13 protein-coding genes are annotated in these 26,893 nt (G+C 34.7%); 11 read left to right on the forward strand and 2 right to left on the reverse strand.

From position 1 onward, the window contains the following. The first annotated feature begins 98 nt into the window (after positions 1 to 98). Positions 99 to 1,997, forward strand: coding sequence for an ulvan lysase-like protein (locus tag BMY96_RS12025; protein ID WP_245750631.1), 1,899 nt, complete (start codon positions 99 to 101; stop codon positions 1,995 to 1,997). 4 nt (positions 1,998 to 2,001) lie between these two features. On the opposite strand, the gene BMY96_RS12030 is transcribed toward BMY96_RS12025, so the two are convergent. After that, a complete protein-coding gene (locus tag BMY96_RS12030) occupies positions 2,002 to 2,892 on the reverse strand; it encodes an AraC family transcriptional regulator (protein WP_092852508.1) in 891 nt (296 codons plus the stop codon). 210 nt (positions 2,893 to 3,102) lie between these two features. On the opposite strand from BMY96_RS12030, the gene BMY96_RS12035 reads away from it, so the two are divergent. From BMY96_RS12035 to rhaT, 8 genes are all read left to right on the forward strand, one after another. After that, on the forward strand, positions 3,103 to 6,378 hold the full coding sequence (locus BMY96_RS12035) for a family 78 glycoside hydrolase catalytic domain (protein WP_092852510.1): 3,276 nt from the start codon (positions 3,103 to 3,105) through the stop codon (positions 6,376 to 6,378). A gap of 16 nt (positions 6,379 to 6,394) precedes the next feature. Next, positions 6,395 to 8,770, forward strand: coding sequence for an alpha-L-rhamnosidase-related protein (locus BMY96_RS12040; RefSeq protein ID WP_092852512.1), 2,376 nt, complete (start codon positions 6,395 to 6,397; stop codon positions 8,768 to 8,770). A 51-nt stretch (positions 8,771 to 8,821) separates the two neighbouring features. Then, entirely contained in the window at positions 8,822 to 11,578 is a 2,757-nt protein-coding gene (locus BMY96_RS12045) for a glycoside hydrolase family 78 protein (protein ID WP_092852514.1), read from the forward strand. A 17-nt stretch (positions 11,579 to 11,595) separates the two neighbouring features. Beyond that, positions 11,596 to 12,318: an SGNH/GDSL hydrolase family protein gene (locus tag BMY96_RS12050; protein ID WP_092852516.1), complete on the forward strand. Its 723-nt coding sequence runs from the start codon at positions 11,596 to 11,598 to the stop codon at positions 12,316 to 12,318. A 189-nt stretch (positions 12,319 to 12,507) separates the two neighbouring features. Beyond that, positions 12,508 to 13,920 carry an L-fucose/L-arabinose isomerase family protein gene (locus BMY96_RS12055; protein ID WP_092852519.1) on the forward strand — a complete coding sequence of 471 codons (1,413 nt, stop codon included), beginning with the start codon at positions 12,508 to 12,510 and terminating at the stop codon, positions 13,918 to 13,920. 8 nt (positions 13,921 to 13,928) lie between these two features. Then, positions 13,929 to 17,417: a glycosyl hydrolase gene (locus BMY96_RS12060; protein ID WP_245750633.1), complete on the forward strand. Its 3,489-nt coding sequence runs from the start codon at positions 13,929 to 13,931 to the stop codon at positions 17,415 to 17,417. 53 nt (positions 17,418 to 17,470) lie between these two features. After that, complete coding sequence (locus BMY96_RS12065) at positions 17,471 to 18,859, forward strand: sulfatase (RefSeq protein WP_092852523.1); 1,389 nt, start codon at positions 17,471 to 17,473, stop codon at positions 18,857 to 18,859. Positions 18,860 to 18,881: 22 nt separating this feature from the next. Further along, the gene (gene rhaT / locus BMY96_RS12070) at positions 18,882 to 19,934 is read left to right on the forward strand and encodes an L-rhamnose/proton symporter RhaT (protein WP_092852525.1); all 1,053 of its coding nucleotides are present in this window, start codon (positions 18,882 to 18,884) and stop codon (positions 19,932 to 19,934) included. A gap of 802 nt (positions 19,935 to 20,736) precedes the next feature. Here rhaT and BMY96_RS12075 read toward each other — a convergent pair. After that, complete coding sequence (locus tag BMY96_RS12075) at positions 20,737 to 22,134, reverse strand: hypothetical protein (RefSeq protein WP_092852527.1); 1,398 nt, start codon at positions 22,132 to 22,134, stop codon at positions 20,737 to 20,739. Positions 22,135 to 22,572: 438 nt separating this feature from the next. Between BMY96_RS12075 and BMY96_RS12080 the strand changes: the two genes are divergently transcribed. Both BMY96_RS12080 and BMY96_RS12085 read left to right on the forward strand, forming a co-directional pair. Next, positions 22,573 to 25,407 (forward strand): DUF1549 domain-containing protein, encoded by a 2,835-nt coding sequence (locus BMY96_RS12080; protein ID WP_092852529.1) that lies wholly within the window; start codon positions 22,573 to 22,575, stop codon positions 25,405 to 25,407. 10 nt (positions 25,408 to 25,417) lie between these two features. After that, entirely contained in the window at positions 25,418 to 26,881 is a 1,464-nt protein-coding gene (locus tag BMY96_RS12085) for a DUF1501 domain-containing protein (RefSeq protein WP_092852531.1), read from the forward strand. The last annotated feature ends 12 nt before the right edge of the window (positions 26,882 to 26,893 follow it).

Raw genomic sequence — 26,893 nt, forward strand, 5'->3', positions numbered from 1 at the left:
TAAGTATTACAGGATGAAACAGGATAGATTAAAATATAATTTCTAATACTTTTCATTTTGAAAATCTATTGTAGTTAATTATGGAAAGACGCAACTTTATGCAACTATCAGCTCTTGCAGGAATTGGGCTATCACTTCCTATGTCAGGACTGTTAAACGCTTGTTCAAATCATCCTGAACATTCTTTGGAGTTTAAAAATTTAATATCAGGTTTGTTGAAGGACTGGTGCGATGGTATGATAAATGTCCAGATTAATAACCCACAAAATTTAGAAGAACATGGCGCTTTAGGTTGTCCATCATGTTCGCATATCCATGGGCGATGTATGGACGCTGTGTATCCATTTTTATATATGGCCGATGTTTCGGGTGATGAAAAATATATTGAAGCTGCCGAGTTAGTTATGACGTGGGCAGAAAACAATGTGTCTCAAGAAAATGGTGCATGGACAGTAATAAGAAATCCCAAATCATGGAAAGGTATTACTGTTTTTGGAGCTATTGCACTAGCCGAAGCCTTGCATTATCATGGTCATGTTTTAAATGAAACAACCCGCAAGGCCTGGACTAAACGTCTAGAAAAAGCAGGCCAGTTTATTTATAAAGAGTTCACCATTTCTTTTACAAATATTAATTATGGTGGCACCGCTATTTATGGTTTAGACTTAATTGGTGATGTTGTAGGTAACCCTGATTTTATAGCAAAAAGCAAAAAGCTATCGGTAGAAATTAAGGACTATTTTACAGCTAATGAAACACTATTATTTGGTGAATGTAAACCGGATTCTAAAAAATTAAGTGCTAAAGGTTTACAAGGTGTAGATTTAGGATATAATGTAGAGGAAACATTAAATAGTATTGTCATGTATGCCTTAAAGCATAAAGACGAATCGTTATTACAAATAGTAACTAAATCTTTAAACAGTCATTTAGAATTTATGTTGCCAGATGGTGCTTGGGATAATAGTTGGGGTAACCGTATGTACAAATGGAGTTATTGGGGCAGCAGAACCTGCGATGGTAGTCAACCAGCATTTGGTATGATGGCACATATTAATCCAGCCTTTGGAACTGCAGCAGTAAAAAATACCGAGTTATTAAAACGTTGTACCGCAGATGGTTTAATTCATGGAGGCCCACATTTTGTCTCTGCAGGAATACCTCCTTGTGTGCACCATACATTTGCCCATGCTAAACCATTGGCAGCTATGTTGGATCATTGGCAACATCTGCCAGAAATTAATAAAAACGCGGCATTACCTAGAACGGTAGCAGATGGTGTAAAACATTTTAAAGATTTAGATGTATACCTTTTTGCGAGAGGTGATTGGAGAGGAACTGTTAGTGCGTATGATGCCGAATACCATTATAAGTACGATTTTCGTCAAGCTTCTGGAGGTGCTTTAGGTGTTTTGTATCATAATACAGTAGGGTTGCTATGTGCAGCAAGTATGGCAGAATATCAAATGGTTGAAAAGAATAATCAGCAAGAACAACCAGGTAAAGATATTGCATTAACACCACGAATAGAAGTATTTATAAATGATAAATGGTACACTAATTTGTATGATTTGCCAGCTACCGTTTCTAGTAAAGATGAAAATGCTACTATTGAATTATTAGCAAACGTTAAATTGAAAGATGTAGACAGAAATATAGTTGAAGAGACAGCATCAGAATTTAATATTGTTTATACATGTTCGGTAAATGAGATGAAAATTAAAGTAAGTACAAATCAAGTAATTTCGCAATCTACAGCATTTGTTTTGCCAATAATTTCACCAAATAATGAAACTGTTACAAAAGTTAGTGATACAGAGTTAAAAATTCAAAAACCTGAAGGTATCGTTACAATTAAAGCTAATGCACAAATAAAAATAAAAGAGATACAAGGAAGCAGAACTTTTAATATGGTTCCTGGAGCTGAAGCTATACCGCTAGAAGTGTTTTTTAATGAAGGAGAAAAGGAACTACTTGTTTCAATAAAGGTAAGTTAAGGTATTATTTTTTTAAGCTGGTTTTACTTAGGTTTCTAAATTTACCTGGAGCTAAACCAGTTTTTCGTTTAAATAGTCTGTTAAAATAGTAGTCAGATTCAAAACCTAGTTCAAAGGCTATTTCTTTTTGAGGTTTATTAGTGTTTAATAGTAATTCTTTAGATTTTTCAACTTTAAGTAACAAATGGTATTGTAAAGGAGAAACGCCAGTCTGCTTTTTAAAATCTAATCTAAATTTAGAATAACTAACGCCAAGTTTAGAAGCCATTGTTATCATATCTAAAGGTCTACTTATATTCTCGTACATCATGCGTTTAGCAAGTAAAGTCATAGAATTAAGATTTTCTATATTATTACCGCCATTTTTTATATTAACTAGTTCTGCCATAAGCTGAATACAAATGCCTGAGGCTATACGTTGAAAACCGAAAGATTCTTCATCAAATAATTTAAAAAGAGAATTAAAATAATTTAAAACATTTGGTTTATTACATTTAGTAATTATGGGCTTGTTAGAGTTAAAGAATCCATTGGTTAAGAATTGATTTGCAATATCTCCAGAGAAACCCACCCAGCGTTCTGTCCATCCAGTTCCTTTTTTAGGCTTATAACGATGCCAAACACCAGGGAAAAGTAAAAATACATCACCATCTGAAACCTTAATTTTTCCGGTTTCTTTACTTTCAAATACACCTTCTCCTTTAGTAATTAATACAACATGAAATTCGTTTAATATGCGTCCTTTGTCCCAAGTAAAAATATAATTATCTGGATGGTCGATTGATGGGTAGTTTTTGTGTTTTTCAATAACAGTTCGTCCTAGGTTATTTATGTAGAACCCCCATTTTTTATCTTGTTCAAGAACTATTAAATATTTTCTAAATGTATTTTTCATATCATTTTGTGCAACTAATATATCAAATTGTTAATTGGGATTAATCATTTTATTCACGAATTTTATAAAAAAACAAATAACGATTCTTTTGTTAAAAAACAAGTCAAGGTTTTATGCCGTAAAAAAGTTTTAATGTTCGATGTTTGATTTTTTTTTTTTTTTATTAAATAAAAACTCTAATAAAAATAGGTTTTATTAAATGTAATTATAATGAAAAACCAACTAAACCACCAAAATGCTGTTATGCGATATCCGTTTATTTATCTCATATTTTTAACGTTGTGTTTTACGGCATGTGATTCTCTGGAAACAGTAATGCCTATAGATTTAAAATGTGAGTATCGTACCAATCCGCTAGGTATTGATAATATATTACCTAGGTTAAGTTGGAAGATTATTGATAAAAATAAAACAAGAGGACAAAAACAAACAGCGTACCAAATATTAGTATCTAGCAATCCTGATAATTTAGTTAGTGATAATGGTGATTTATGGGATTCTGGAAAAATAGAATCTAATAAATCAGTAAATGTTGTCTACAATGGAGAGGCTTTAAAATCTGGAGAGCAGTATTTTTGGAAAGTTAAAGTTTGGGATGTTTCGGGTAAAGTTTCAAACTGGAGCGATATAGCTAAATTTTCAATGGGGTTAATACAAGCCAAGGATTGGAAAGGTTTATGGATTTATAAAAAAGATCAAAATAAAAAGGATCATAATTGGTATCGAAAGAGTTTTAAGTTAGACGAGTTGCCAAAATCAGGATTTATACATGTAGCTTCTTTTGGTTATCACGAAGTGTATGTTAATGGTAAAAAAGCGAGCGTAGGGGTAATGAATCCTGTGGCATCAGCCTTAAAAAAGAGATTGCCTTATTTAACATATAATATTAAAAAATATTTAAGAAAAGGAAATAATGTTATTGGTATTTGGCATGCTGCTGGATGGGCAAGGTGGGGTAGGATAAAGACGTATTATGATCCGCCATTTGTTTTTAAAGCACAAGCAAAAATAAAAGGAAGTAATGGTAATTTAGTGCTGGCAAGTGATGAAACTTGGAAATGTAAAAAGAGTTATAGTTCGTATTATGGTTCTTGGGATATTTTAGATTTTGGAGGAGAAGTTATTGATGACCGTTTAAGAGAGGATAATTGGAATACTGCTGATTATAACGATAGTAATTGGGAAAATGCCGTAGTATTTAATGACTCTAAAGAAGATGAGGTTGGTATTTCTAATATTAATTTAGGACCTAAAGGAGCTATACGAGTACCAAGCACAGATGGTAACCTGCCAAATGGTAAAATAACAGCAGCTTTAAGTGCTCAAATGGTAGAGCCTCAAGTTAAGTACAAAAAAGTTAACCCTATAAAAGTTAAGAAAAACGAAAATGGCACTTATGTAATTGATATGGGAGAAAACTATACTGGTTATTTTGAAATGAACCTGTTTAATGGAAAAGGAGGTGATACAGTTACTTTTAATGTTGCAGATCATAAAGAGGTAACCGCATCATGGGAGCAAACAAGTAAATACGTGTTTAATGAAACAGGAACAGGTCGCTTTACTAATCGTTTTAATTTAGCAGGAGGAAGATGGGTTACTGTTAGCGGTATTAATTATAAACCAGAATTGAAAGATATTAAAGGTTATGTAATTACCAATAATCGTAAGCAAATTAGTAGCTTTGAAAGTTCTAGCGAATTGTTAAATACAATTTATCAAATAAACTTAAACACATATTTAGCAAATACTATTGATGGTATTTTGGTAGATTGTCCGCATCGCGAACGCCGTGGTTGGGGAGAGGTTACTGTAGCTGCTATGTACGGTGATGCATTACCTAATTTTGAAAGTGGGGCTTATATGGAGCAATACGCTCAGTTTATGCAAGATGCCCAAGCTAAAGATGGTAAAATGAGGGCGGTAATTAATGGTGACGATTTTGAGTTTTTAATGTGGATGGCAAACAGCCCAATAACAATTTGGGAAACCTATAGAATGTTGGGTGATAAAAAACTATTAGAAAACCATTATCCAACGTTACAAAAATGGATGCATTGGTTATACGAACATTCGGATTACGAAACAGGTGGTGCATTAAAAATAGGTACACGTGGCACATTAGAATTTCCAGGTCTAGGCGATTGGTGTACACCTAGAGGCAATTTCTGGACATCTAGTAACTCTCCAGAATCTGCACATTTTAATAATTGTGTGTATGCTTTTATGTTAGAGAATGCATTGAATATAGCTAAAACACTAGCTAAAAAAGATGATATAGAAATTTTCTCGAAACGCTTGGAAGTACAGCGTAATGCCACTCATAAAAATATTTATGATGCTAGTACAGGAAAGTACGGTAAAGGGCATCAGGTCAATCAAGCTTTTGCTTTACTTTCTGGAATAACTCCTGATACTGAAAAGCAAAAAGTATACAATAATTTGGTAGATCAAGTTTTATATAAATTCCCATACTACGATACAGGAAGTTCAGGACAGGCATTATACACTCGCTATTTTATAGAATATGGAGAGCGTATGGATTTAATTTATGAATTGCTCAAAGATAAAAGCCACCCAAGTTATGGTTACTTTTTAGAACAAGGAAAAACGGTTTGGCCAGAGCGTTGGTCGGCTATTGGAAACAGCCAAATTCATACCTGTTATACAGGTGTTGGAGGTTATTTTATAAAAGGTTTTGCAGGAATTCGTCCAGATCCAGAACAGTTAGGTATGCAACATTTTGTAGTAAAACCATCACCAGTAGGCGACTTAACCTTTGCAAATACAAGTTACCAATCTATGTATGGCAACATTGTAGTAAATTGGAAAAAAGAAAAGGAAAACGCAACTTATCATATCGAAGTACCTGAAAATACATCAGCAAAAATATACATTCCTGCCACAGAAAGTAAACATGTCTTTGAAGGTGAAACCATTGCAGAAAATGTTGAAAACATCAAATACTTAGGAGTAGAGAAAAGTGATGCTGTGGGTAATTATGTCATTTACAAAGTAAGTTCTGGTACTTATAATTTTAAAGTAAATGAATTTCCTAAAGTAAACTATCCAAACCCATTAAATAAACCAGATAATTTAGCCTTAATAGGTCGTGTGAATGCGTCATCAATGACCATTCAATCAGCAAAGTTACCCGTTTTTGAAGCTTTTAGAGCAAATGATGAAGATGAAAAAACAAGATGGTTGGCTACTGAAACTAAGAATCAGTATTTAGAGGTAGAATGGGTAAAACCGCAAACCTTTAATCAAGTCATCATTGACGAATTTGGGGACGCTATTATGGCATACAAAATTCAGTATTGGAAAAATAACACATGGGAAACAGCATCCAACAACACAACTTGCGGGGTAAATAAAAACCATCAATTCAATAGTATACAGTCATCAAAACTGAGGGTATATATTGAAGATGCGAAAAAAGCGCCATCAATCAAAGAAATCAAAATTTACAACAATAATAAATAGTAATCTTTAACACATAATGAATAGTAAATACAGCAAAAGAAAATTTTTAGTCCTCATCGTACTTTTATGCACAACCGCTTTAAGTTTTGCTACAACAGCACCAAACTGGAACGGAGCGCAATGGATTTGGCAACAAGAAGATAGCCCATCTAATACCTGGATGAGTTTTAGAAAAACAGTTACAGTAAATGACATTCCAGAAACTGTTGATGCTCACATTGCTGTAGATAGTAAATTTTGGCTATGGATTAATGGTGAAATGGTATTGTTTGAAGGCGGCCTGTCTCGAGGACCAAGCCAAGCAGGAGAATGGAATAGAAAAGCAAAAATAACACCAGCAAACTCTTGGTACGAGACTGTTAATATTCAACCCTATTTAAAAAAAGGAAAAAATACCATAGCCATTTTAGTGTGGTATTGGGGGCGCGAAAGCCATAAAGGTACGCACATCGATAGTGGAAAAGGCGGTTTATTATTTTCTTCGGAAATAGGAAACCAACACGTAGTTTCAGATAAATCTTGGAACGTTTTACAACACACAGGGTACAATAATACTATAGCTCCAGCCAGTAAAGCCATAATACAATATTCTGTGATGTTTAATTCGAATAACGCTTTAAACGACTGGACAGAAAAAGCCTGGTATATGCCTGCTTTCAATGATGCAAAATGGGCAAAAGCTTCAGAAAAAGGAGCGTTAGGTGTTGCACCTTGGTATAATGTAGAACCTAATACGGTACCCCATTTAATCAACCATGGTTTACAAAACTATGAGAATCATAATGCGTTACAATTTCCGTTTGTAAGTGATGGAAAAGTAATTAAAGTCAAACTACCATTTAACAAGCAAATTACCCCCTATTTAGAAGTAGAAGCAAACGCAGGAGATTCCATTTTTATAACAACAGATAATAGACTAAATAGAATTAATGCCACTTACATAACCAAAGTAGGGACACAAAAATTTGAAAGCTATTCTTGGATGAACGGTAATGAAGTGAGATACACCATTCCAAAAGGAGTAAAAGTAAAAGCCTTAAAGTACCGATGGATGAGTGTAGGTGAAATGGCTGGTACGTTTAAAGTAGACGACCCATTTTACGACCGTTTATGGTGGATGGGAAACAATACCTTATTTGTATGCGCACGCGACAATTTTATGGATTGCCCAGACCGCGAACGAGCGTTATGGATTGGCGATGTGGCCGACCAGACAGGGTATCTATTTTATGCTATGGATAACGCAGGCCGCCAACTTTTAAAAAAAGCCATCATACAAACCACAGCTTTTAGCGAAAACGGCGTGTTAGGTGCTTTAGGGCCGTTGAGAGTGCGCGAATTAGTGTCGCAAAGTCTACAGTTTATCGCACAAAGTATTTGGCCGTATTATTTAAACACGGGAGATAAAGAAACTCTAGAAAAAGCATATCCCTTCGTATACGATTATTTAGCATTGTTCCCGATGCAAAAGAATGGTTTACCGGAATACCGCAAGAAAAAAAGTCCAGACTCTTGGGATTGGGTAGACTGGGGCGTTAAAAAAACCGAGGACAAACAACCGATACAAATGGCGTTTTATTATTTGGCATTATCTAAAGCCAAAGAAATGGCAATAGTATTAGGAAAAACAGAACACGTAAAATGGTATACCAATAGAATGGAAGCCATGAAACCAGCTTACCAAAAAGCGTACTGGAAAAATGGCTATTACAGCACAAAACCAGAGCAACTAAAAGATGATAGAGCCAATGCGATTGCTATTGTTTCGGGTATTGCAATGCCAGAATACTACGATCAGATTGTAGATAACGTACTCATCCCTAACCGCTTTTCTAGCCCCCATTTTGAATGGATAGCAGAAGAAGCCATGTGTATCGCTGGCAGGCACAAAGCCTCCTTAGCACGCATGAAGGCACAGTACCAGAGTCAAGTAGATAAAAAATCCATGTCTACCCTATACGAAATGTTTCCTCGAGGCGGAAGTTACAATCATGCCTGGAATGGTTCAAATAAAATTTTATCAAAATACATCGCAGGGGTGTATCCAACACAACCCGCTTGGAGCGAATTTGCAGTAAAGCCAACGTTAGTACATTTAAAGAGTATAGAAAAAACAATACCTACTGTAAAAGGCAATATTCATTTAAAAATGAATAAAACCAAGACGACTTACCAATTACAGCTTGAATCTCCAGTAACTACAACAGCGATTATTGGGATCCCAAAATCAGGAAAACAAATTGCTATTATAGAAATTAATGGAAAATTAATTTGGAAGAAAGGCAAACAAAAAGCGCAATTGTCTGGTGTAAGCTATGTGGATCAAGACGAGATGTTTGTGACATTTAAAGTCACGTCAGGCGACTGGAATATAAAAGCCACTTATAAATAGTAGTATAAACAGTTACCCTTATATAACCAACACATAAAAAAACAGATAGAAATGTATAGGCTCCTTTTAGTGTCAATTATAAGTTTAGTGTTTAGTTGCAGTTCAAAAAGAACCGCCACAAAACAGCCAATTCCAAAAGAATTAACAGTTTCCGAAGGGTTTAACAATCCTATTGGTTTTTACGATAGCATACCAACATTTTCATGGAAACTACCACAAAATAAAAACATCAAAAAGCAAACAGCTTATTCGATTGTAGTGGCTTCTAAACCTGAACTATTACCAAATAATGCTGATTTATGGGAAAGTGGAAAAGTGGAAAGTGAGCAAACTCTATTTGTAAAACACAAAGGAAAAAAACTCTCTTCGCGACAAAAAGTGTATTGGCAGCTAAAGTTTTGGGATCAAGATAAAAAGGCTTCTGCTTGGAGTGAGGTGGCCAACTTTGAGTTAGGACTACTCCATAACTCCGACTGGCAGGCCAAATGGATTAGCTTGCCAAAAGTTGATAAAGCAAAGTCGCCAAAAACGAATAAAACCTCTTATAAAGTACAGTACTTGCGAAATGAGTTTACTCTTGACTCTAAAATTGAATCTGCTAGATTGTACATTACGGCAAAGGGACTTTTTGAAGCTGAAATCAATGGCAAAAAGGTTGGCGACGATGTAATGGCTCCAGGTTGGACCCCTTACAATAAACGCATTGAAACGTTAACTTATGATGTAACAGACCATTTGCAAGATGGTTCTAATGCCATTGGAATTTCCTTAGCTGAGGGCTGGTATGCAGGTCGATTAATGCTTAGAGGCTATCCAAAAGTTTCGCCTAAAGTAATGTGTCAACTTGAAGTAAAATATACCAATGGCGATGTTAAAACCTTTATTACTGATGAAAGTTGGAAAGCTACCCAAGAGGGGCCAATTGTTTATGCTGGAATTTATGATGGAGAGCAATATGATGAACGAAAAGAACAAAAATCTTGGTCGTTAACATCATTTGATGATGCAAGTTGGCAAAAGGTGATTGCTGAAGGTATAGATGCACAAATTAGTTTGACACCTAAGCGACATAATACAGTTAAATCTGTAGAAGAGTTAGCACCAATTGCTATTACAGAGATTGATAAGGGTGTGGTAATTTTTGATATGGGACAAAATATGGTGGGTGTACCGCGTATTAAAGTGCCAATGGATAAAGATGGAACCTTAAAAATACGTTTTGCCGAAATGCTTCAGCAAGATGAGCGTATGTATACTAAAAATTACCGAGGTGCAGTTTCAACTGACTATTATACCGCTAAAGAAGATGGGAAAATTGAGTATCAACCAACATTTACGTTTCACGGTTTTAGATATGTAGAGTTAAGTGGTTTTAATGCAAATGCTACACCAGATAAATCGTGGGTAACAGGTGTTGTGCAACATTCTAATTATAATTTGAATGTTAAGTTTAACTCATCTCACGAAAAACTCAATCAACTGCAAAGCAATATAATTTGGGGGCTAAGAGGTAATACGCTCGATATACCAACCGATTGTCCGCAACGTGATGAAAGAGCAGGCTGGACAGGTGATGCTCAAGTCATTGCACCCACCTCGTTTTTCTTAGGTGATGTACATTCCTTTTGGATGAGTTGGTTGCAAAGTGTACGCGACGATCAAGATGAAGATGGGGCGGTGCCTGTAATGGTGCCTTCTTTAGGTGGTAGCCTTAGAGCTGGATCTGGTTGGAGCGATGTAATCACTATTGTCCCTTGGGAAACCTACCAACGCACGGGTGATGTAGGTGTTTTGGAGGAAAACTATGCAAGTATGAAAAAATGGGTAGGATTTTATCAGTCAAATGCTAAAGACCATATTGTTAAAATGTTTACCCACGGCGATTGGTTACAACCCTATTCAACACACAAAAGAGATGAGCGATTTGGTATCACTTCCAACAAGCTAATTATCACGGCTCATTATGCACATTCTGTTAACCTAACTGCTCAAGCCGCAAGAGTGCTAGGATTTAAGTCTGAAGCCAAAGAGTATGAGCTCTTATTCCATGCTATTCGCGATGTATTTCAAAATAGTTTTTTCGATACTCAAGGACGCATTATTGAAGGTCCTGAAACTCAAACCGCTTATTTATTAGCCTTAGCATTCGATTTGTTGGATAATGAATTAGCGCAAAAAGCAGTACCTCATTTATTGGAACAAATAAAACTAACCGATAACCATTTGCGTACCGGTTTTTTAGGTACACCTTTATTGCCTCTGGTACTTGATAAAATAGGTGAAACCGACTTGATGTATGAAATTTTGTTTAAAGAAACATACCCATCGTGGTTCTATTCTATAAATCAAGGGGCAACCACTATGTGGGAACGTTGGAATAGTTACACCCATAAAGATGGTTTTAACAAAGGCGGTATGAATTCTTTCAACCATTATGCTTACGGAGCTATTGGTCGTTGGATGTACGAACGAATTGCGGGTATTAAACCTGTTAAAGTAGGTTACAAAGAAATTGAAATTGCTCCTATACCGGGTGGTCCTTTAACGTCTGCGGCAGCTACTTACAATTCGCCTTATGGAAAAGTAAGTTCAAGTTGGAAAATAGTCGACAAGCAATTTAATTTAGATATAATAGTACCTCCAAATACAACTGCTCAAGTTTTTGTACCAGGAAATACACAAGAAACCATTAAGGTAAATGGAGTAGAATTTGAGAGTAATTCAGATATAAAATTACTAAGGAAAACAAATAAAGCTTTTGTTTTTCAGGTAAACCCAGGAACGTATTCATTTGAAACGAATTATTAAAAAATGCATCTTTTAAAATGCTTAGAAATCATATCATATTTTGTTTAATGTTTCTTTTTTATGGATTTGGTTTTGCTCAAGTTGTAGAAATCGAAAGTAAAAAAGATCAAGATTATTTATTGGAAATTAAGAAAGAGCTTAATGTAAAGTGGCCAAATAATAGAACTATAAATATTGTTTTTCACGGGCATAGTGTGCCTTCAGGATATTTTAAAACACCTGTAGTTAATACCTTGTCTTCTTATCCGTATCAGGTTTTAAGGAAAATTAAAGAAGAATACCCCCATGCCGTTGTAAATTCTATTATTACTGCAATTGGAGGAGAAAACTCTGTAAAAGGAGCCGAAAGGTTTGAAAATGAAGTTTTAAATCTTAACCCTGATATTCTATTTATAGACTATGGCTTAAATGACCGAAAGATAGGATTAAAAAAGGCAAAACGAGCTTGGGAATACATGATAGAAAGTGCTTTAAAGAATGACATTCTTGCTATTTTATTAACACCCTCACCTGATAGTAGGGTTGATTATAGTAATCCTGAAAATAAACTATGGCAACACGCTAATCAAATAAGAAAACTAGCTGAGACTTATAATATAGAGTTGGTTGATAGTTATAAGGCTTTTGAGTTTTTATATTCTAAAAAGAAAAAACTTAAAAAGTATATGGCACAAGTAAATCATCCTAATGAAAAAGGACATGAGTTGATCACTAAAGAAATTATGAAGCATTTTAAATAGATTTAAAAGGGTGGTGTTTTTAGTAAAGAAAAAGGTGAAGTTTAGACATCCCTAATAAAGAGAAACTAAAAGTAATCTAGAACTTAAACCTAGAGGAAACAAAGCTACGGCGAACTATTGCTGTGGATGAATATTCAAAAGCTCCATGGCATGGTTAGAGTATAGATTTGATTTAAAAAAAATAAAATAATGATAAAAGTAGGATTATTTGGTATTGGTTTAGATACCTATTGGCCGCAATTTGAAGGCTTATTAGAACGGTTAGAAGGTTATCAACAACAAATAGCAACTAAAATGGAAAGTTTTGGTACTGAGGTTGTCAATGTTGGTTTGGTAGATTCCCCTGTGGTTGCAAGAGAAAAAGCTCAGGTGCTAAAAACAGAAGATGTAGATATCTTGTTTTTATATATATCTACGTATGCCTTATCATCTACAGTATTACCTGTAGTACAAAAAGTAAAATGTCCAATAGTTATTTTAAATATACAGCCTGTTGCGGCTATAGATTACGAAAGCTTTAATGCTTTGGGAGATCGTGGTAAAATGACTGGAGAGTGGTTAGCACATTGTCAGGCTTGTTCGGTACCAGAATTTGCAAATGTGTTTAACCGTGCAGGAATAGATTACGAATTTGTGACAGGTTATTTAGGAGAGCAAGTAGTTTGGGACGAAATTCAAGATTGGATTGATGCAACAGAGGTAGCCTCAGTTATGCAAAATAATAGACTTGGTGTTTTAGGACATTATTATGCAGGTATGTTAGACGTATATTCCGATTTAACAAAACAATCTTCAGCTTTTGGAACGCATATAGAAATTGTTGAAATGTGTGAGGTGAAAAAGTACAGAGATGCAGTTACAAATGATGAGGTTGGCGAAAAAATAGCTGAATTCCAAAGTACCTTTGAAGTGATTGATACTTGTGAAGAAGAAGAATTGGTGCGCGCAGCAAAAACATCAATAGCTTTAGATAAATTGGTTGAAAATCACGATTTAGGTTCTTTAGCTTATTATTATGAAGGCGAATCAGGAAACGAATATGAAAATATTGTAACTTCTGTTATAGCAGGAAACACCTTGTTAACAGGGAAAAATGTACCAGTTGCAGGAGAATATGAAGTGAAAAATGCCCAAGCCATGAAAATTATGGATGCTTTTGGTATTGGTGGTTCATTTTCTGAGTTTTATGCCATGGATTTTAATGACGATATTGTCATGTTAGGTCACGATGGGCCTGCGCATTTTGCAATTGCTGAAGGTAACGTACAATTAGTACCATTACCTGTGTATCATGGAAAACCAGGAAAAGGCTTGTCAATTCAAATGACTGTTAAGCATGGTCCTGTAACTTTATTGTCTGTAGTGGAAGGTAAAGATGATGTGTTTTTATTGGTTGCAGAAGGAGAGTCCGTTGAGGGGCCTGTTCTACAAATAGGAAATACAAATAGTCGTTACCGTTTTTCAATAGGAGCAAGAACTTTTATGAACGAGTGGTCTAAACAAGGGCCATCTCACCATTGTGCTATTGGTGTAGGGCATATTGCTAACAAAATTGATAAATTAGGAAAAATTTTAAATCTTAGAGTAGTTAGAATATGTTAAAATTAATAATGATGAAATTACTATATAAGACGCTGTTTATAGGATTACTTCTGTATTTATTTGTGCCAGGTTTAACTGCCCAAAATATACCCTTAGAACAAAATTTTCAGAATCCGCCAGCATCTGCGAAACCACGTACTATGTGGTTTTGGATAAACGGAAATGTAACAAAAGAAGGCATAACAGCCGATTTGGAAGCCATGAAAAACGTAGGTATTCAGGGTGCTCTGATTTTTAATGTGAATTTAGGAAACCCTAAAGGTTTTGCTGATTATTTAAGTACTGAATGGCTAGATTTATTTCATTTTGCAGCCTCTGAAGCAAAACGGTTAAAACTCGAATTAAGTTTTCATAATGGTGCCGGTTGGTCGTCAACGGGAGGCCCATCAATTACCCCAGAATATGCGATGCAAGAACTGGTTTTTTCTGAAACCTCACATACCGGAAATAGTACATTTAACGCTAAACTACCTCAGCCTAAAACACACTTAAATTATTATAGAGACATCGCCATTCTTGCTTTTCCTAAACCTAAAAACGACCAGCGTATTAACGAATTAGATACAAAAATACTTTCGCATAAAGTTAGAAACCACCTAACACCTGATAATAAGAATGTTTCTGATTTGGCAATAGTTAAAAAAGCAGAAATTATCGATTTAACAACAAAGCTTTCGAAAGATGGGGTTTTAAAATGGCAAGCACCTAAAGGCGAATGGACTATTTTACGAATTGGACATACACCAACTGGTGAAAAAAATCGTTTTCCGAGTGATGGCGGACGTGGTTTAGAATGCGATAAAATGAATAAAAAAGCGGTTGATGTTTTTTGGCAAGGTGGCATCCAACCCATTATTAAAAAATTAGATACTTTAATAGGTACTGCTGTTACAAGATGCCATATTGATAGCTACGAGGTAGGTACTACAAACTGGACAGCAAATTTCGCTGAAGAATTTAAAAACCTTCGTTCTTACAACTGTAAAGCATATTTACCTGCATTAGCCGGTTACTATATAGAAAACGGCGAAGAAACGGAACGTTTTCTTTGGGATTTTAGACGCACTATTGGAGATTTAATTGCTAAGAATTATTACGGTTATTTCGGTGAACTTTGCCATAAAAACGGCATGCAATTTTCTACAGAACCCTATTGGGGACCGTTTGATAGCATGCAAGTTGGTGCAACTGCCGATGTGGTAATGTCTGAATTTTGGAGTGGTAGTTTGGCCTTTTTTGACTCGCCAAAATTTGTTGCTTCAATCGCCAAATTAAATGGAAGCCCAATTGCCGAAGCAGAATCTTTTACTGGTATGGGAGGCTGGAACCAACATCCAGGTACACTAAAAGCCATGGGCGACTTGGCCTGGGCGCAAGGTATCAATCGCTTTGTTTTTCACTGTTATGTACACCAACCTTGGAATGTTGGACCTGGATTGACTTTACAGGTTTTTGGAACAGATTTTAACCGTTTAAATACGTGGTGGAATCAGAGCAAACCTTTTGTAAATTATATTAGTAGAGGTCAGTTTTTACTACAGCAAGGCACCTCGGTAGCCGATGTCTTGATTTTTACAGGAGAAGCATCTCCAAATGATGCGCTTTTAATGCCAGAACTAAAAGCACTAGGCTATGATTATGATGTGATTGGGGCGAACAAAATACATTCGTTAACGGTAAAAGACGGTCTTATTTACACCACAGTTGGAGAAAAATACAAGGCTTTGGTATTGCCTTCAATCGAATGGATGACACCAGAAACACTTACTAAGATTAAAGAACTAGCCAATTTAGGAGCACAAATTAGTGGTCCAAAACCAAAAAAATCGCCAAGTCTTGAAAAGTATCCTACTTGCGATGAAAAGGTTATTGAGTTAGCTGATAATTTATGGAATTCGGGTATTATTAAAGATAACTCGATTTTAGATGTTTTAAAAAACGGCACATTGCCTCCAGATTTTTCTATTGAAGAAGGCCACCGGGAATCTATAGATTTTATTCACAGAAAAACAGAAGATACGGACATTTATTTTGTAGTAAATTCTAAGAAAGAAAGTCGAGAGTTAGCCTGTCGTTTTCGAGTTTCAGGAAAACAACCTGAGCTTTGGAATGCCGAAACCGGAGAAATAACTAAGGCTACAATATGGCATAAAAATGATGATGGTACTACAACAGTATCGATAGCGTTTGAACCAGAAGGTTCTGTTTTTGTAGTTTTTAGAAATCCGATACATTCAGATCAACACATTGTAAATGCTGAAATGAAGTTGGAAAATCCAGTAGTAACGCCCCTTTCAAACTTGAAAATTATCAAAGCAGAATATGGAACATTTTTACCTGATGGCTTGGTTGATGTTACAGAGGTAGTTGCAAACAGGATTCAAAATAATGAATTGAATATACACGCTACGAGAGAACTTTCTATAGGTGATCCGGCACCTGGTTACAAAAAAGAATTACGCATTCAATATACAATAGGAGAAGAGGTCTTCGAAAAAAATGCTATGGAAAGAGAATGGTTAGAAATAGAGGCTACAAACAGCGGGAAATTAACGGTCTTAAAAGCTGTCTTTGGAAAATTTGCTAGAGGTGTTGATGGCATCCCCCCAAACAAACCAGTTTTTGATGTAACTGAAAAAGTAAAATCAATGGTTGCTTCAGGTGTATATGAAATTCCAGTAAATGACAGTTTCCTTGAAGGAAAAGAGATTAAGACAAAGAAAGCCCTACGCGTTATTTACACAACTAATAATGAAGAAAAAATGGTTGCTGTTTCCAATGGAGGTATATTAAAATTGACTCAAACAACACCAGGACCAAAATTAGTATTTGAAGATGATAAAGTGAATTTGGTTACACCCTTTGCTGGAGAAATAAAATACGAATCGTCAAACGGAAAAACCAAAACTTTAAAAGTAAAATCAATACCTGAGCCTATTGATTTATCTAATGATTGGCAAGTAAGCTTCCCGCTAATAAACAAAGATACTTTAGCAACTACATTTAATCAATTGATTTCTTGGTCGGATGCTTTAGAAGAAGATATTCGTTATTTTTCGGGGACAGCTAGCTATAAAAAAGAGTTTCAAATCCCTACAAAACTTATAAAATCGTGTTATTCTTTAGAATTAGATTTAAGCAATGTTAAGGTAATTGCTGAAGTGATTCTTAATGGAGAAAATCTTGGAATATTATGGAAAACCCCATACAGAATAAATCTTGATACTGCAATCTTAAAGGGCACCAACACACTTGAAATAAAAATTACAAACCTTTGGCCAAATAGACTAATTGGCGACGAGCAGTTGGAGCTAGATTACGAAAGAAAAGGACCAAATATAAAAGAATGGCCCAAGTGGCTTTTAAACAATAGTAACAGACCAACAAAACGTGTAACTTTAGCTGCATTTAAACATTATAATAAAAACTCAGAACTTTTGCCATCTGGTTTAATAGGTCCTGTTAAAATTAGTGTTTCAAAAGTCAAGAAATTATAGAAAATTAAACAAAGTTGATTTATATTTTAAATTAGCTCATAAAATAAAATACAATGCGAATAATACCTTTATGTTTAATATTATTAATCTGTGCAGCCTGCAAAACCAAGCAAGACGCAACCATACCTAATATCATAATTATAAATGTTGATGATATGGGGTGGAAAGATGTTGGTTTTATGGGAAGCGAATATTACGAAACACCTAATATAGATTACCTATCTAGTTTAGGAATGGTATTTACAAATGGCTACGCATCGGCGTCCAATTGTGCACCTAGTAGAGCTAATTTAATGACAGGACAATGGGCCCCACGACATGGAGTTTATACAGTGAGTCCTTCAACTAGAGGTAAATCTGAAGACAGAAAAATAATTCCTATTAAAAACACGCATACTTTATCACCAGAACATCATATTTTACCAGAGGTGTTACGCGAAAATGGCTATATAACCTGTCATGCAGGAAAGTGGCATTTAAGTGATAATCCTCTAGAATATGGATTTGATGTAAATATTGCAGGAGGGCACAATGGGTTACCTAGAAGTTATTATCCACCGTATAAAAATGTAAAAATAGAAAAAGGCAATAGCCAATATTTAACTGATTTGGTTATGGAAAATGCTTTAAAGTTTGTGGATACAATTAAAAAACCGTTTTATTTGAATTATTCGCCTTATGCAGTTCATGTACCTATTATGGCTGTAGATAGTATTGCGCCTAAATATGAAAAAAAATCACCTTGGCAAGGTCAAGGTAATCCCGAGTATGCCTCTATGGTAGATAATTTAGATAGAAATATTGGCTTACTTATCAATAAATTAAAAGAGAAAAACCTTTTAGCGAATACACTAATAGTTTTCACATCAGATAATGGCGGTTTGTATGGAATTACAAAACAAAAACCACTTAGAGCAGGGAAAGGAAGCTATTACGAAGGCGGTATTAGAGAACCTTTTTTCTTTGTACTAAACGGTAAGATTCAGGCAAGAACCAAGAGTGACATACCAATAACAAATTTAGATATTTTTCCAACAGTATTAAAATATGCCGGAATTGATGCTAGCTATCTTCAATTAGATGGAAATAATTTGTCCCCTGTTTTAGAAGAAGAAATACAGGTTTTTGAGCGCCCTTTATTTTGGCATTTTCCTATTTATTTACAAGCTTATAATGTAAATGATAATGAAAATCGCGACCCTTTGTTTAGAACCCGTCCAGGGTCTGTGATAAGAAAAGGAGATTGGAAATTACATTATTACTTTGAAGATCAAAGCGTAGAATTATTTAATTTATCCGAAGATATTGGAGAAAGAAACAATCTAGCAGAAACAAATCTTGAAAAAGTAGATGAATTATTAACGCTTTTAAAGACTTGGTGGGAGGATACCAATGCTCCAATTCCAACTATTAAAAATCCAGAATACGTAAGTAAATTATAATATATTTTATATTCAAAAGACTATGCAAGCAATTTTAGGAGTTTTATTTCATTCTTTAGGAGGTGTAGCGGCAGGAAGTTTTTACATGCCGTATAACAAAGTAAAAGGTTGGGCATGGGAAACCTATTGGATGGTTGGTGGGGTTATGTCTTGGCTAATTGCACCACCTATAGCAGCGTATTTAACTGTTCCGGGATTTATGGAAATTATTGCATCAAGTTCAAGTACAATTTTAGGTTTAACCTTTTTAATGGGGCTACTTTGGGGTGTTGGTGGTTTGTCTTACGGCCTTGGAGTACGCTATCTAGGGATGTCTCTAGGTAATTCAGTTGTACTAGGGTTTTGTGCTGCTTTTGGGGCTATTGTACCTTCTATTTATTATAATTTTAATCCGCAAGACGGTAAAGTATCATTTACAGATATGATATCTACAATAGGCGGGCAAATGGTATTGTTGGGGGTTTTGCTATGCTTGTTAGGAATAGCGCTTTGTGGAAAGGCAGGCATGCTGAAAGAAAAAGAACTCTCAGAAGAAGAAAAGAAAAAGAGCGTAAGCGAGTTTAATTTAGCAAAAGGTTTAATTGTTGCAATTCTTTCAGGCATATTAAGTTCGTTTTTTAGTTTTGGTATCGAGTCAGGTAAGCCATTATCAGATGCGGCGATTGAAGCAGGATATGATCATTTATTCGCTAATAACGTGACATTCGTGGTAATTCTTTGGGGAGGTTTAGCAACAAATTTGGTTTGGACAACTATTTTAAGCCTTAAAAACAATTCCTATAAAGATTTTACAAATGCTGCAACACCAATTGGGAAAAACTTATTGTTTTCAGCGCTCGCTGGAACGATATGGTTTTTGCAGTTCTTTTTTTACGGTATGGGAGAAAGCGAATTAGGTAATGGTGCCAGTTCATGGATTTTACACATGTCAACCATTATTTTAACGGCTAATCTTTGGGGGATTTATAGAAAAGAATGGAAAGGGGTTGCTCAAAAAACAAAATGGACCATTACAGCAGGAATTATAGTGATTATCTTATCTGTGGTATTGGTAGGTGTTGGGAATTCTATTTAATGTTTAATAATGTACCTTCTGGTAATATGTGTTGGTTAAAAAACAGAACTAAAGAAAAAGAAGAATTGGCTTTTTTTTATCATGATAACAAACAATTTTTTGTAAACCACAACCCCCATAGAAAAATAGTTTAAGAACTATAATAATTGTTACTTAAAACATGCCTTATAGTTCGTTTCTATTACGTTTAAACTTATTATTTACACCAAAATAGTTAATTGCGGTAATATTTCGATAGACATAATTATACAGAATAAATTTTTATCGTTTATTAATTTTATTACACTACATTTCTTTTAAGTTAAGTAATATAGACCATTACTAAGTTGGCCAACTGTATTTACATTAAACGATATGTTGTTATAATTTACATTATATAAATAATAAGAAATACCAGAAGAATGTTTCTCTTCATTTAAATAAATGATTTGGCTGTTATTTGTCTATTTAAACTTTACGTTTGTTTCTTCGCCTTTTGGTAAGCAATTACAAGTACAGCACGTGTTTAAGACAATATACATGTGGACTCTAGTTTATCGGGTAGGGGGCTGTAATTAAGCCAATATATGTGTTCGTTAGTCTTTTTATCCTTCTTTTAATGCGGTATTGACATTTTTAACAATTATCAATTTTGAACAATTCGGCGACTAAAATCACTGTTTTTATTAGCTAAGTCTGTTACTTGAATATTTAGCGGTACTAGAATTTTTATTTATATATAAAGAAAGCCAGAGAAAGTAAATTCTCTGGCTTAATTTTTAAAAAGCACCAACCTGTTTTAGGTCGTAGACTCAATCATTTTTTAATGATCGTAAAACTCTAGCTCATGTATAGATATGTGTCCATAAGGCTGTCTTAAAGAATATATAATAAAGCCATATCCATAAGCATTCATACCTTCAATTTTAACAGTTTGAGAATTGTTATTAGTAATATGTTTTGCAACTTTCCAGTCTCCTGTACCGTCGTAATATAGAATATAAAAATCATTTGCAATCGCAGAGTCAAAAGTAACTTTTGCTCTTTTAATTGTTCTCCAAGTACCTGGCCAATTACCTAAGTAATGGTTTGCTGTTGTTCCCTGACTAGCAGATGCCCAACGCGTATTGTTGTTACCATCTAAACCATAGGAAGTAGCGTATTGAGAGCTCCATTCACTACTAGAGAAAGAAGTTCCTAATTTGGCAAAGCTGTTAGCTGGGTTCCATGCATTGTTATTGTTATTGGATGCTGTTCCATTACTAAAATCGTGAGTTACATTGTTCCACCAAATATCTGCTTCACCATTCTTACATCTGTAAGCTCCAAACCTAATCTTTGCAGTAAGTCCTTTTTGTGTTTGAGAATCAGGAACAGGAAACCCAAAAAATGATCCATTAATCCAAGTATTCACATATTGCGTTCCGTTTGCATTAAAACCATTTATCATTGTTAAGTTAATTCTTCTGTCTGCAGGTACTTCCAAAAGAGGTACAAGTTTTCGGCCAGAAGAGTTTTCTCCACCTCGAAATTTTATTTCTTCTCTATACAAGTTAAAATAACCAGATCTTCCAGGTTTAGCTACAATTAAACAAATTGCAGGGTCCACAGATCCGCCACCACCAGAATGCGTTCCTTTGGCTTGAATAATATAGGTTCCACTATTTTCACCAAAACTAGTTTGGGATAAATTGTTGTTTGCATCTCCTACTCTTCTAATTCTAACTTGTCCATCAAACCTAACAAATGCGCCATTGTTATTATTAACGGCCACTGTAGTTCTTTCTATTCTTGGTTGTCTAGAGTCAAACGGGTTAGTGCCTGCTCTAAGTCTATACTTACCGTAGTTAATACCACCTCTAGTTTCTTGAGAGTAATTATAGGCACAAGTTCTGTCGTCAAGATTTCTCATTCTGTCTACAGATACTCCACTAGTAGTGTATTTAGATACAAAATCAGTACCAATGCCAACCTCATCTGCAGTGTAAATTTGATAATTATTTGGATTGTCGCAGGCCTGAGAAGTTCTTTTTCCACTTAACCTATAATTATTGTTTTCATCAGTGTTTTCTAAAGGCGCTTCTTCAACAGGAAGGTTTTTAAAAGAAATGGTTTCATCTTGCGTCATACTATCTAATTCTTCATTTTTTGAACATGAGGAATAGACAAAAATAAGGGCTAAGAGTAATACTTTAATAAGATTGTTTTTTGTTTTTTTCATTTTGGTTTAAATTTAGTTTATTAGTTTGTTTGTCATAAAATTAGGACTTTTAAATAGTAGCAGTATCCTGCAGTATCCTGTTTAATATATTTTTTTTCTTACGTAATTATAAGTTAAAGTGTATATAATAATTTGTTTACTTTTTTCTGTTTAAGATGTAAGGAGTACTAATTTTATTACGTATAAAAATTTTTGGAAACTTGATTTACTTTGAATTTCCAAGTAAACTACCTAAGGTCTAAATTGTAATAAAAGTTAATTTTAATTTGGTAACTTATTATATATAGTATTACTGTTTTGTATGTTTAATTTTAAAATAGTGTACTAAATATATTTTTTAAATTAAATTTTAAAAAGCAAGACGCTACAGGATAATTTTATAATTTAAGAATTGTAATTTTACTTAATTAGTTTACAAATTATTTTTGATTACATGCTATGGAAACTGCAAATTGGATATTACAACTTTTAGGACGTTTACACCCTCTATTGGTACACTTCCCAATAGGTCTTTTGGTTGTTGCATTACTATTAGAAACTCGAACTATAGGAGGTAAACGAAAAGGGCTTAGGGAAGGCATCAATTGGATGGTTTATATAGGTGCAGGTTTTGCTGTGTTTTCTGCACTTTTTGGATGGTTTTTAAAAACGCAAGATGAATATTCTGGAGATTTAGTCGATAACCACCAATATACTGGAATAGCTACTGCGGTTTTTGCACTCATTACCGCTATAGTTTTAAGACGTGCTCTAAAGAAAGCTATAATTAATTTAAAGGCATATAGGTTTATGCTTTTTGTAACTGTTGTATTACTAACTATAGCTGGTCATTTAGGTGCTAATTTAACCCATGGCGAAGATTATTTAACAGCAATTTTACCAAGTAATAAAGAGGTTTACAGTAATAAAGAATCTGGAGTCTTACTTTCGGAATTAAAAGGGGAAGCTAAATTGTCGGAATTACAAAAAGATAAACTAAGTTTAGAAGTAAGAGGACTTTTTGCACATAAATGTTATCAATGTCATAGTGAAAACAAACAAAAAGGAGAACTTATATTAGAAAACAAGACGGGGGTTTTTAAAGGAGGAAAATCTGGATTAGCAGTGGTGCCAGGGAAACCAGAAGAAAGCGAAATTTATAAACGTATTATTCTTCCTGCTAATAATAAAAAAGTAATGCCAACCAAAGGAAAATTACTAACTAAAGATGAGGTAGCATTGGTAAAGCTTTGGATTAAAGAAGGTGCTCATTGGTCCGACAAAGCTGTAAAAGTTTTTCCTGAAGCAGAATTGGCTTTAGTGAAACCAGAGTTGCCAAAGGTTCAAGAAATTAATCATCCTATCGATAAATTAGTAGATGTTTATTTTGATAAAAATAACATAGATTGGAAAGATGTTATTAATGATAGAGCTTTTATAAGACGAGCGTATATGGATGTTATTGGTTTATTGCCCGAGCCTAATGTAGTAAATAGCTTTATAAATGATAGCAATCCAAATAAAAGAGAAGAATTAGTAGATACATTATTAAGCGATAATCAAAATTACACACAGCACTGGTTAAGCTTTTGGAATGATTTATTACGAAATGACTATTATAGTGTAGGTGGCAAAAAGCAAATTACACATTGGTTATACAATTCGCTAGTAAAAAATAAATCTTATGACCAAATAGTAACTGAGCTGGTAAACCCCGTAAGAGGTTCAGAAGGTTTTATACAAGGTGTAAAATGGCGAGGTGTTGTTAATGCTAGTCAAAGAACGGAGATGCAGGCGGCGCAAAATATTGGGCAGTCTTTAATGGGGGTTAATGTAAAATGTGCGTCGTGTCATAACAGTTTTATTAGTAACTTAACATTAGATCAAGCTTATGGATTTGCAACTATATTTTCTGATTCTTTATTAGAATTGAATAGGTGTGATAAACCCATAGGGAAAATGGCGAAGGCTAATTTTTTATATCCAGAATTAGGGAGTGTTGAAGGAGAAACCGTTAAGGATAGATTGTTAAAACTATCAGAGGTGATGGTGCAGAGAGATAATGGGAGACTCTACCGAACCATTACGAATAGGTTTTGGGATCGATTAATGGGGCGAGGTATTGTCGAACCTTTAGATGAAATGGATAATGCGCCATGGGACGCTAAGGTACTAGATTGGTTATCAGTAGATTTTATAGATTCTGGTTCAAATTTAAAGCATTTAATTAAGAGCATCATGACGTCTAAAGTTTATCAATTGCCCATGGTCAATTATAAAAAACAGGAAGACTTAAAAGCAAAGTATGTCTTTAAAGGTCCTGTAACGCGCCGAATAAGTGCTGAACAATTTTCGGATGCTGTAAGTCAAATTATTGCGCCTTTATACCCGCAAGTGGCATTTAATCCTAATGGAGACGATATTAAAGCCATACGTATATGGCATTTAGAGCAAGAGTTGGGAAGAGTAGTATTGCCTGAACCTGGTAAAAGATATTTTAGAAAATCGTTTAATGTTTCAAAAGAAACTATTAATAAAGGAGAGGTTTTAATTTCGGTTGATAATTCTTATATACTTTATCTTAACGGAAAAAAAATATTGCAAAATGAAAATTGGAAAGTCGTTGATAAAATAGATGTAACAAGGTATCTAAAATCGGGTAAAAATACTATAGCAATCATAGGCGAAAATAATGGTGCCATTGCAAACCCTGCAGGTATACTATTTGCTTTAAAGTTAGACTATGAAAATGGTAAAAGTATGTTGTTAAAATCTGATACTTCCTGGGTAAGTTCTCGTGAATTACCAGAAGGCAATTGGGTTGCGGTTAAATATGATGATAGTTCGTGGAGTAAAGTTAGGAATTACAGTACTAGAAATTTTAAAAATTGGGGACAACTACTTGATTTTACATTTAAACCACATACCGAAAAATTTGCACGTGCTAGTTTGGTAAAACAACATTCGTTTATGAAAGCTTTAGGAAGGCCTAGTAGAGAAATTGTTACGACCTCAAGAGAAGATCAAGCAACGCTATTACAGGCTTTAGAGCTTACTAATGGTGAGTTTTTTAATGGGGTTTTAGAGGAAGGAGCACAATCGTGGTTAAAAAAATACGGAGATGATAGCGATACTATCGTTATAAACTTATATAATAAGGCATTAAATAGAGAACCCTCAAATGAAGAAAAAACAATGATACTGAATATTCTAGGAGAGCACCCAAAACAAGAACAATTACAAGATGTGTTTTGGTCTGTTTTAATGTCGCCAGAATTTCAGTTTATTAACTAAAAATAAAAAAATGGATACAAACAAGTCACGTAGAGATTTTTTGAAAAAAATGAGTGCTGCTAGTTTATCAGCAGCCGCAACTACAATTCCAGGATTTAGTTTTTTAAGTTCTTGTTCGCCTGAGGTCCAAAAAATGGCATCTACAGCAGATACTGTTATTTTACTATGGATGGCAGGAGGAATGGCACATACCGAGACGTTTGATCCCAAAGCTTATGTGCCTTTTGAAAAAGGCGTAGAAAGCAAGAGAGTGCTAAGTACTTTCCCTAAGAAACCTACTGTAGTTGATGATTTGTATTTTTCTGAAGGACTAGAAGGTATCGGTAGCGTAATGGATAAAGGTGCTATAATCCGTTCATATAAATCTGCAGATTTAGGTCATATCTTGCATACGCGTCATCAATACCATTGGCATACTTGTTATGAACCACCCCAATCGGTACAAGCACCTCATATAGGTTCCTGGATAGCTAAAGAGTTGGGACCAGCAAATCCAGTTATTCCGCCCTTTATTGCTATGGGACAACGTTTTACAATGGGGGAATCAGAAGAACTTAAAGCTTTTCACTCGGCAGGGTTTTTAGGTACAGAATATGGGCCATTTTTAATTCCAGACCCTTCAAGTGGTTTGGAAAGTGTACGTCCGCCAAAGGGTATGTCGCTTAAACGTTTTGAAGCACGTTATAAATTATATAAAGAACTAGCAAATAAGAGCGAGGTGATGGAGCAGGGTAGCGATTACCAGCGAGAGTCATTAATGCGTTCTATGGAGCAGTCGTATCGTTTATTAAATTCGCCAGAAGCCAAAGTTTTTGATTTATCCGAAGAACCAAAAGAAGTTTATGATACCTATAATACAGGACGCTTTGGGTTAGGTTGTTTGTTGGCAAAACGATTAGCGATGAATGGAGGTCGATTTATTAGTGTGTCTACAGAATACGAACCGTTTTTGGGATGGGATACTCATGAAAATGGACATACGAGACTTAAAAAAATGAAAGCGCTTATTGATAGACCTATAGCTCAACTTGTTAAGGATTTAGATGAAACAGGTCATTTAGATAGAACACTTATTATTTTGGCAAGTGAGTTTAGTCGAGATGCTATTATGGAAGGGAGACCAGGTAAAAAAGTAAAAGACCAAGTGAATCAACCAGATATTATAGAACACGAAAAACACTATGGAATGCATCGTCATTTCACAGACGGCAGTTCTATTTTAATGTGGGGCGGTGGTGTAAAAAAAGGATTAGTTTATGGTAAAACTGCAGACGAAAGACCTTGCTCATCAATAGAGAATCCAGTAGTAATAGATGAAGTACATCAATCTGTTTATCATGCTTTAGGTGTTCATCCAGAAACCCATTATGAAATAGAAGGTAGACCATTTTATACAACGCCAGATGGTAAAGGGAAACCCATATTAGATTTATTTGGTAATCCTATGAAATCATCAAAAGAAAACATCGCTTAAAATTTAATTCCA

Origin of the sequence: Algibacter pectinivorans, assembly GCF_900112595.1 — a bacterium.
Lineage (GTDB): Bacteria > Bacteroidota > Bacteroidia > Flavobacteriales > Flavobacteriaceae > Algibacter_B > Algibacter_B pectinivorans.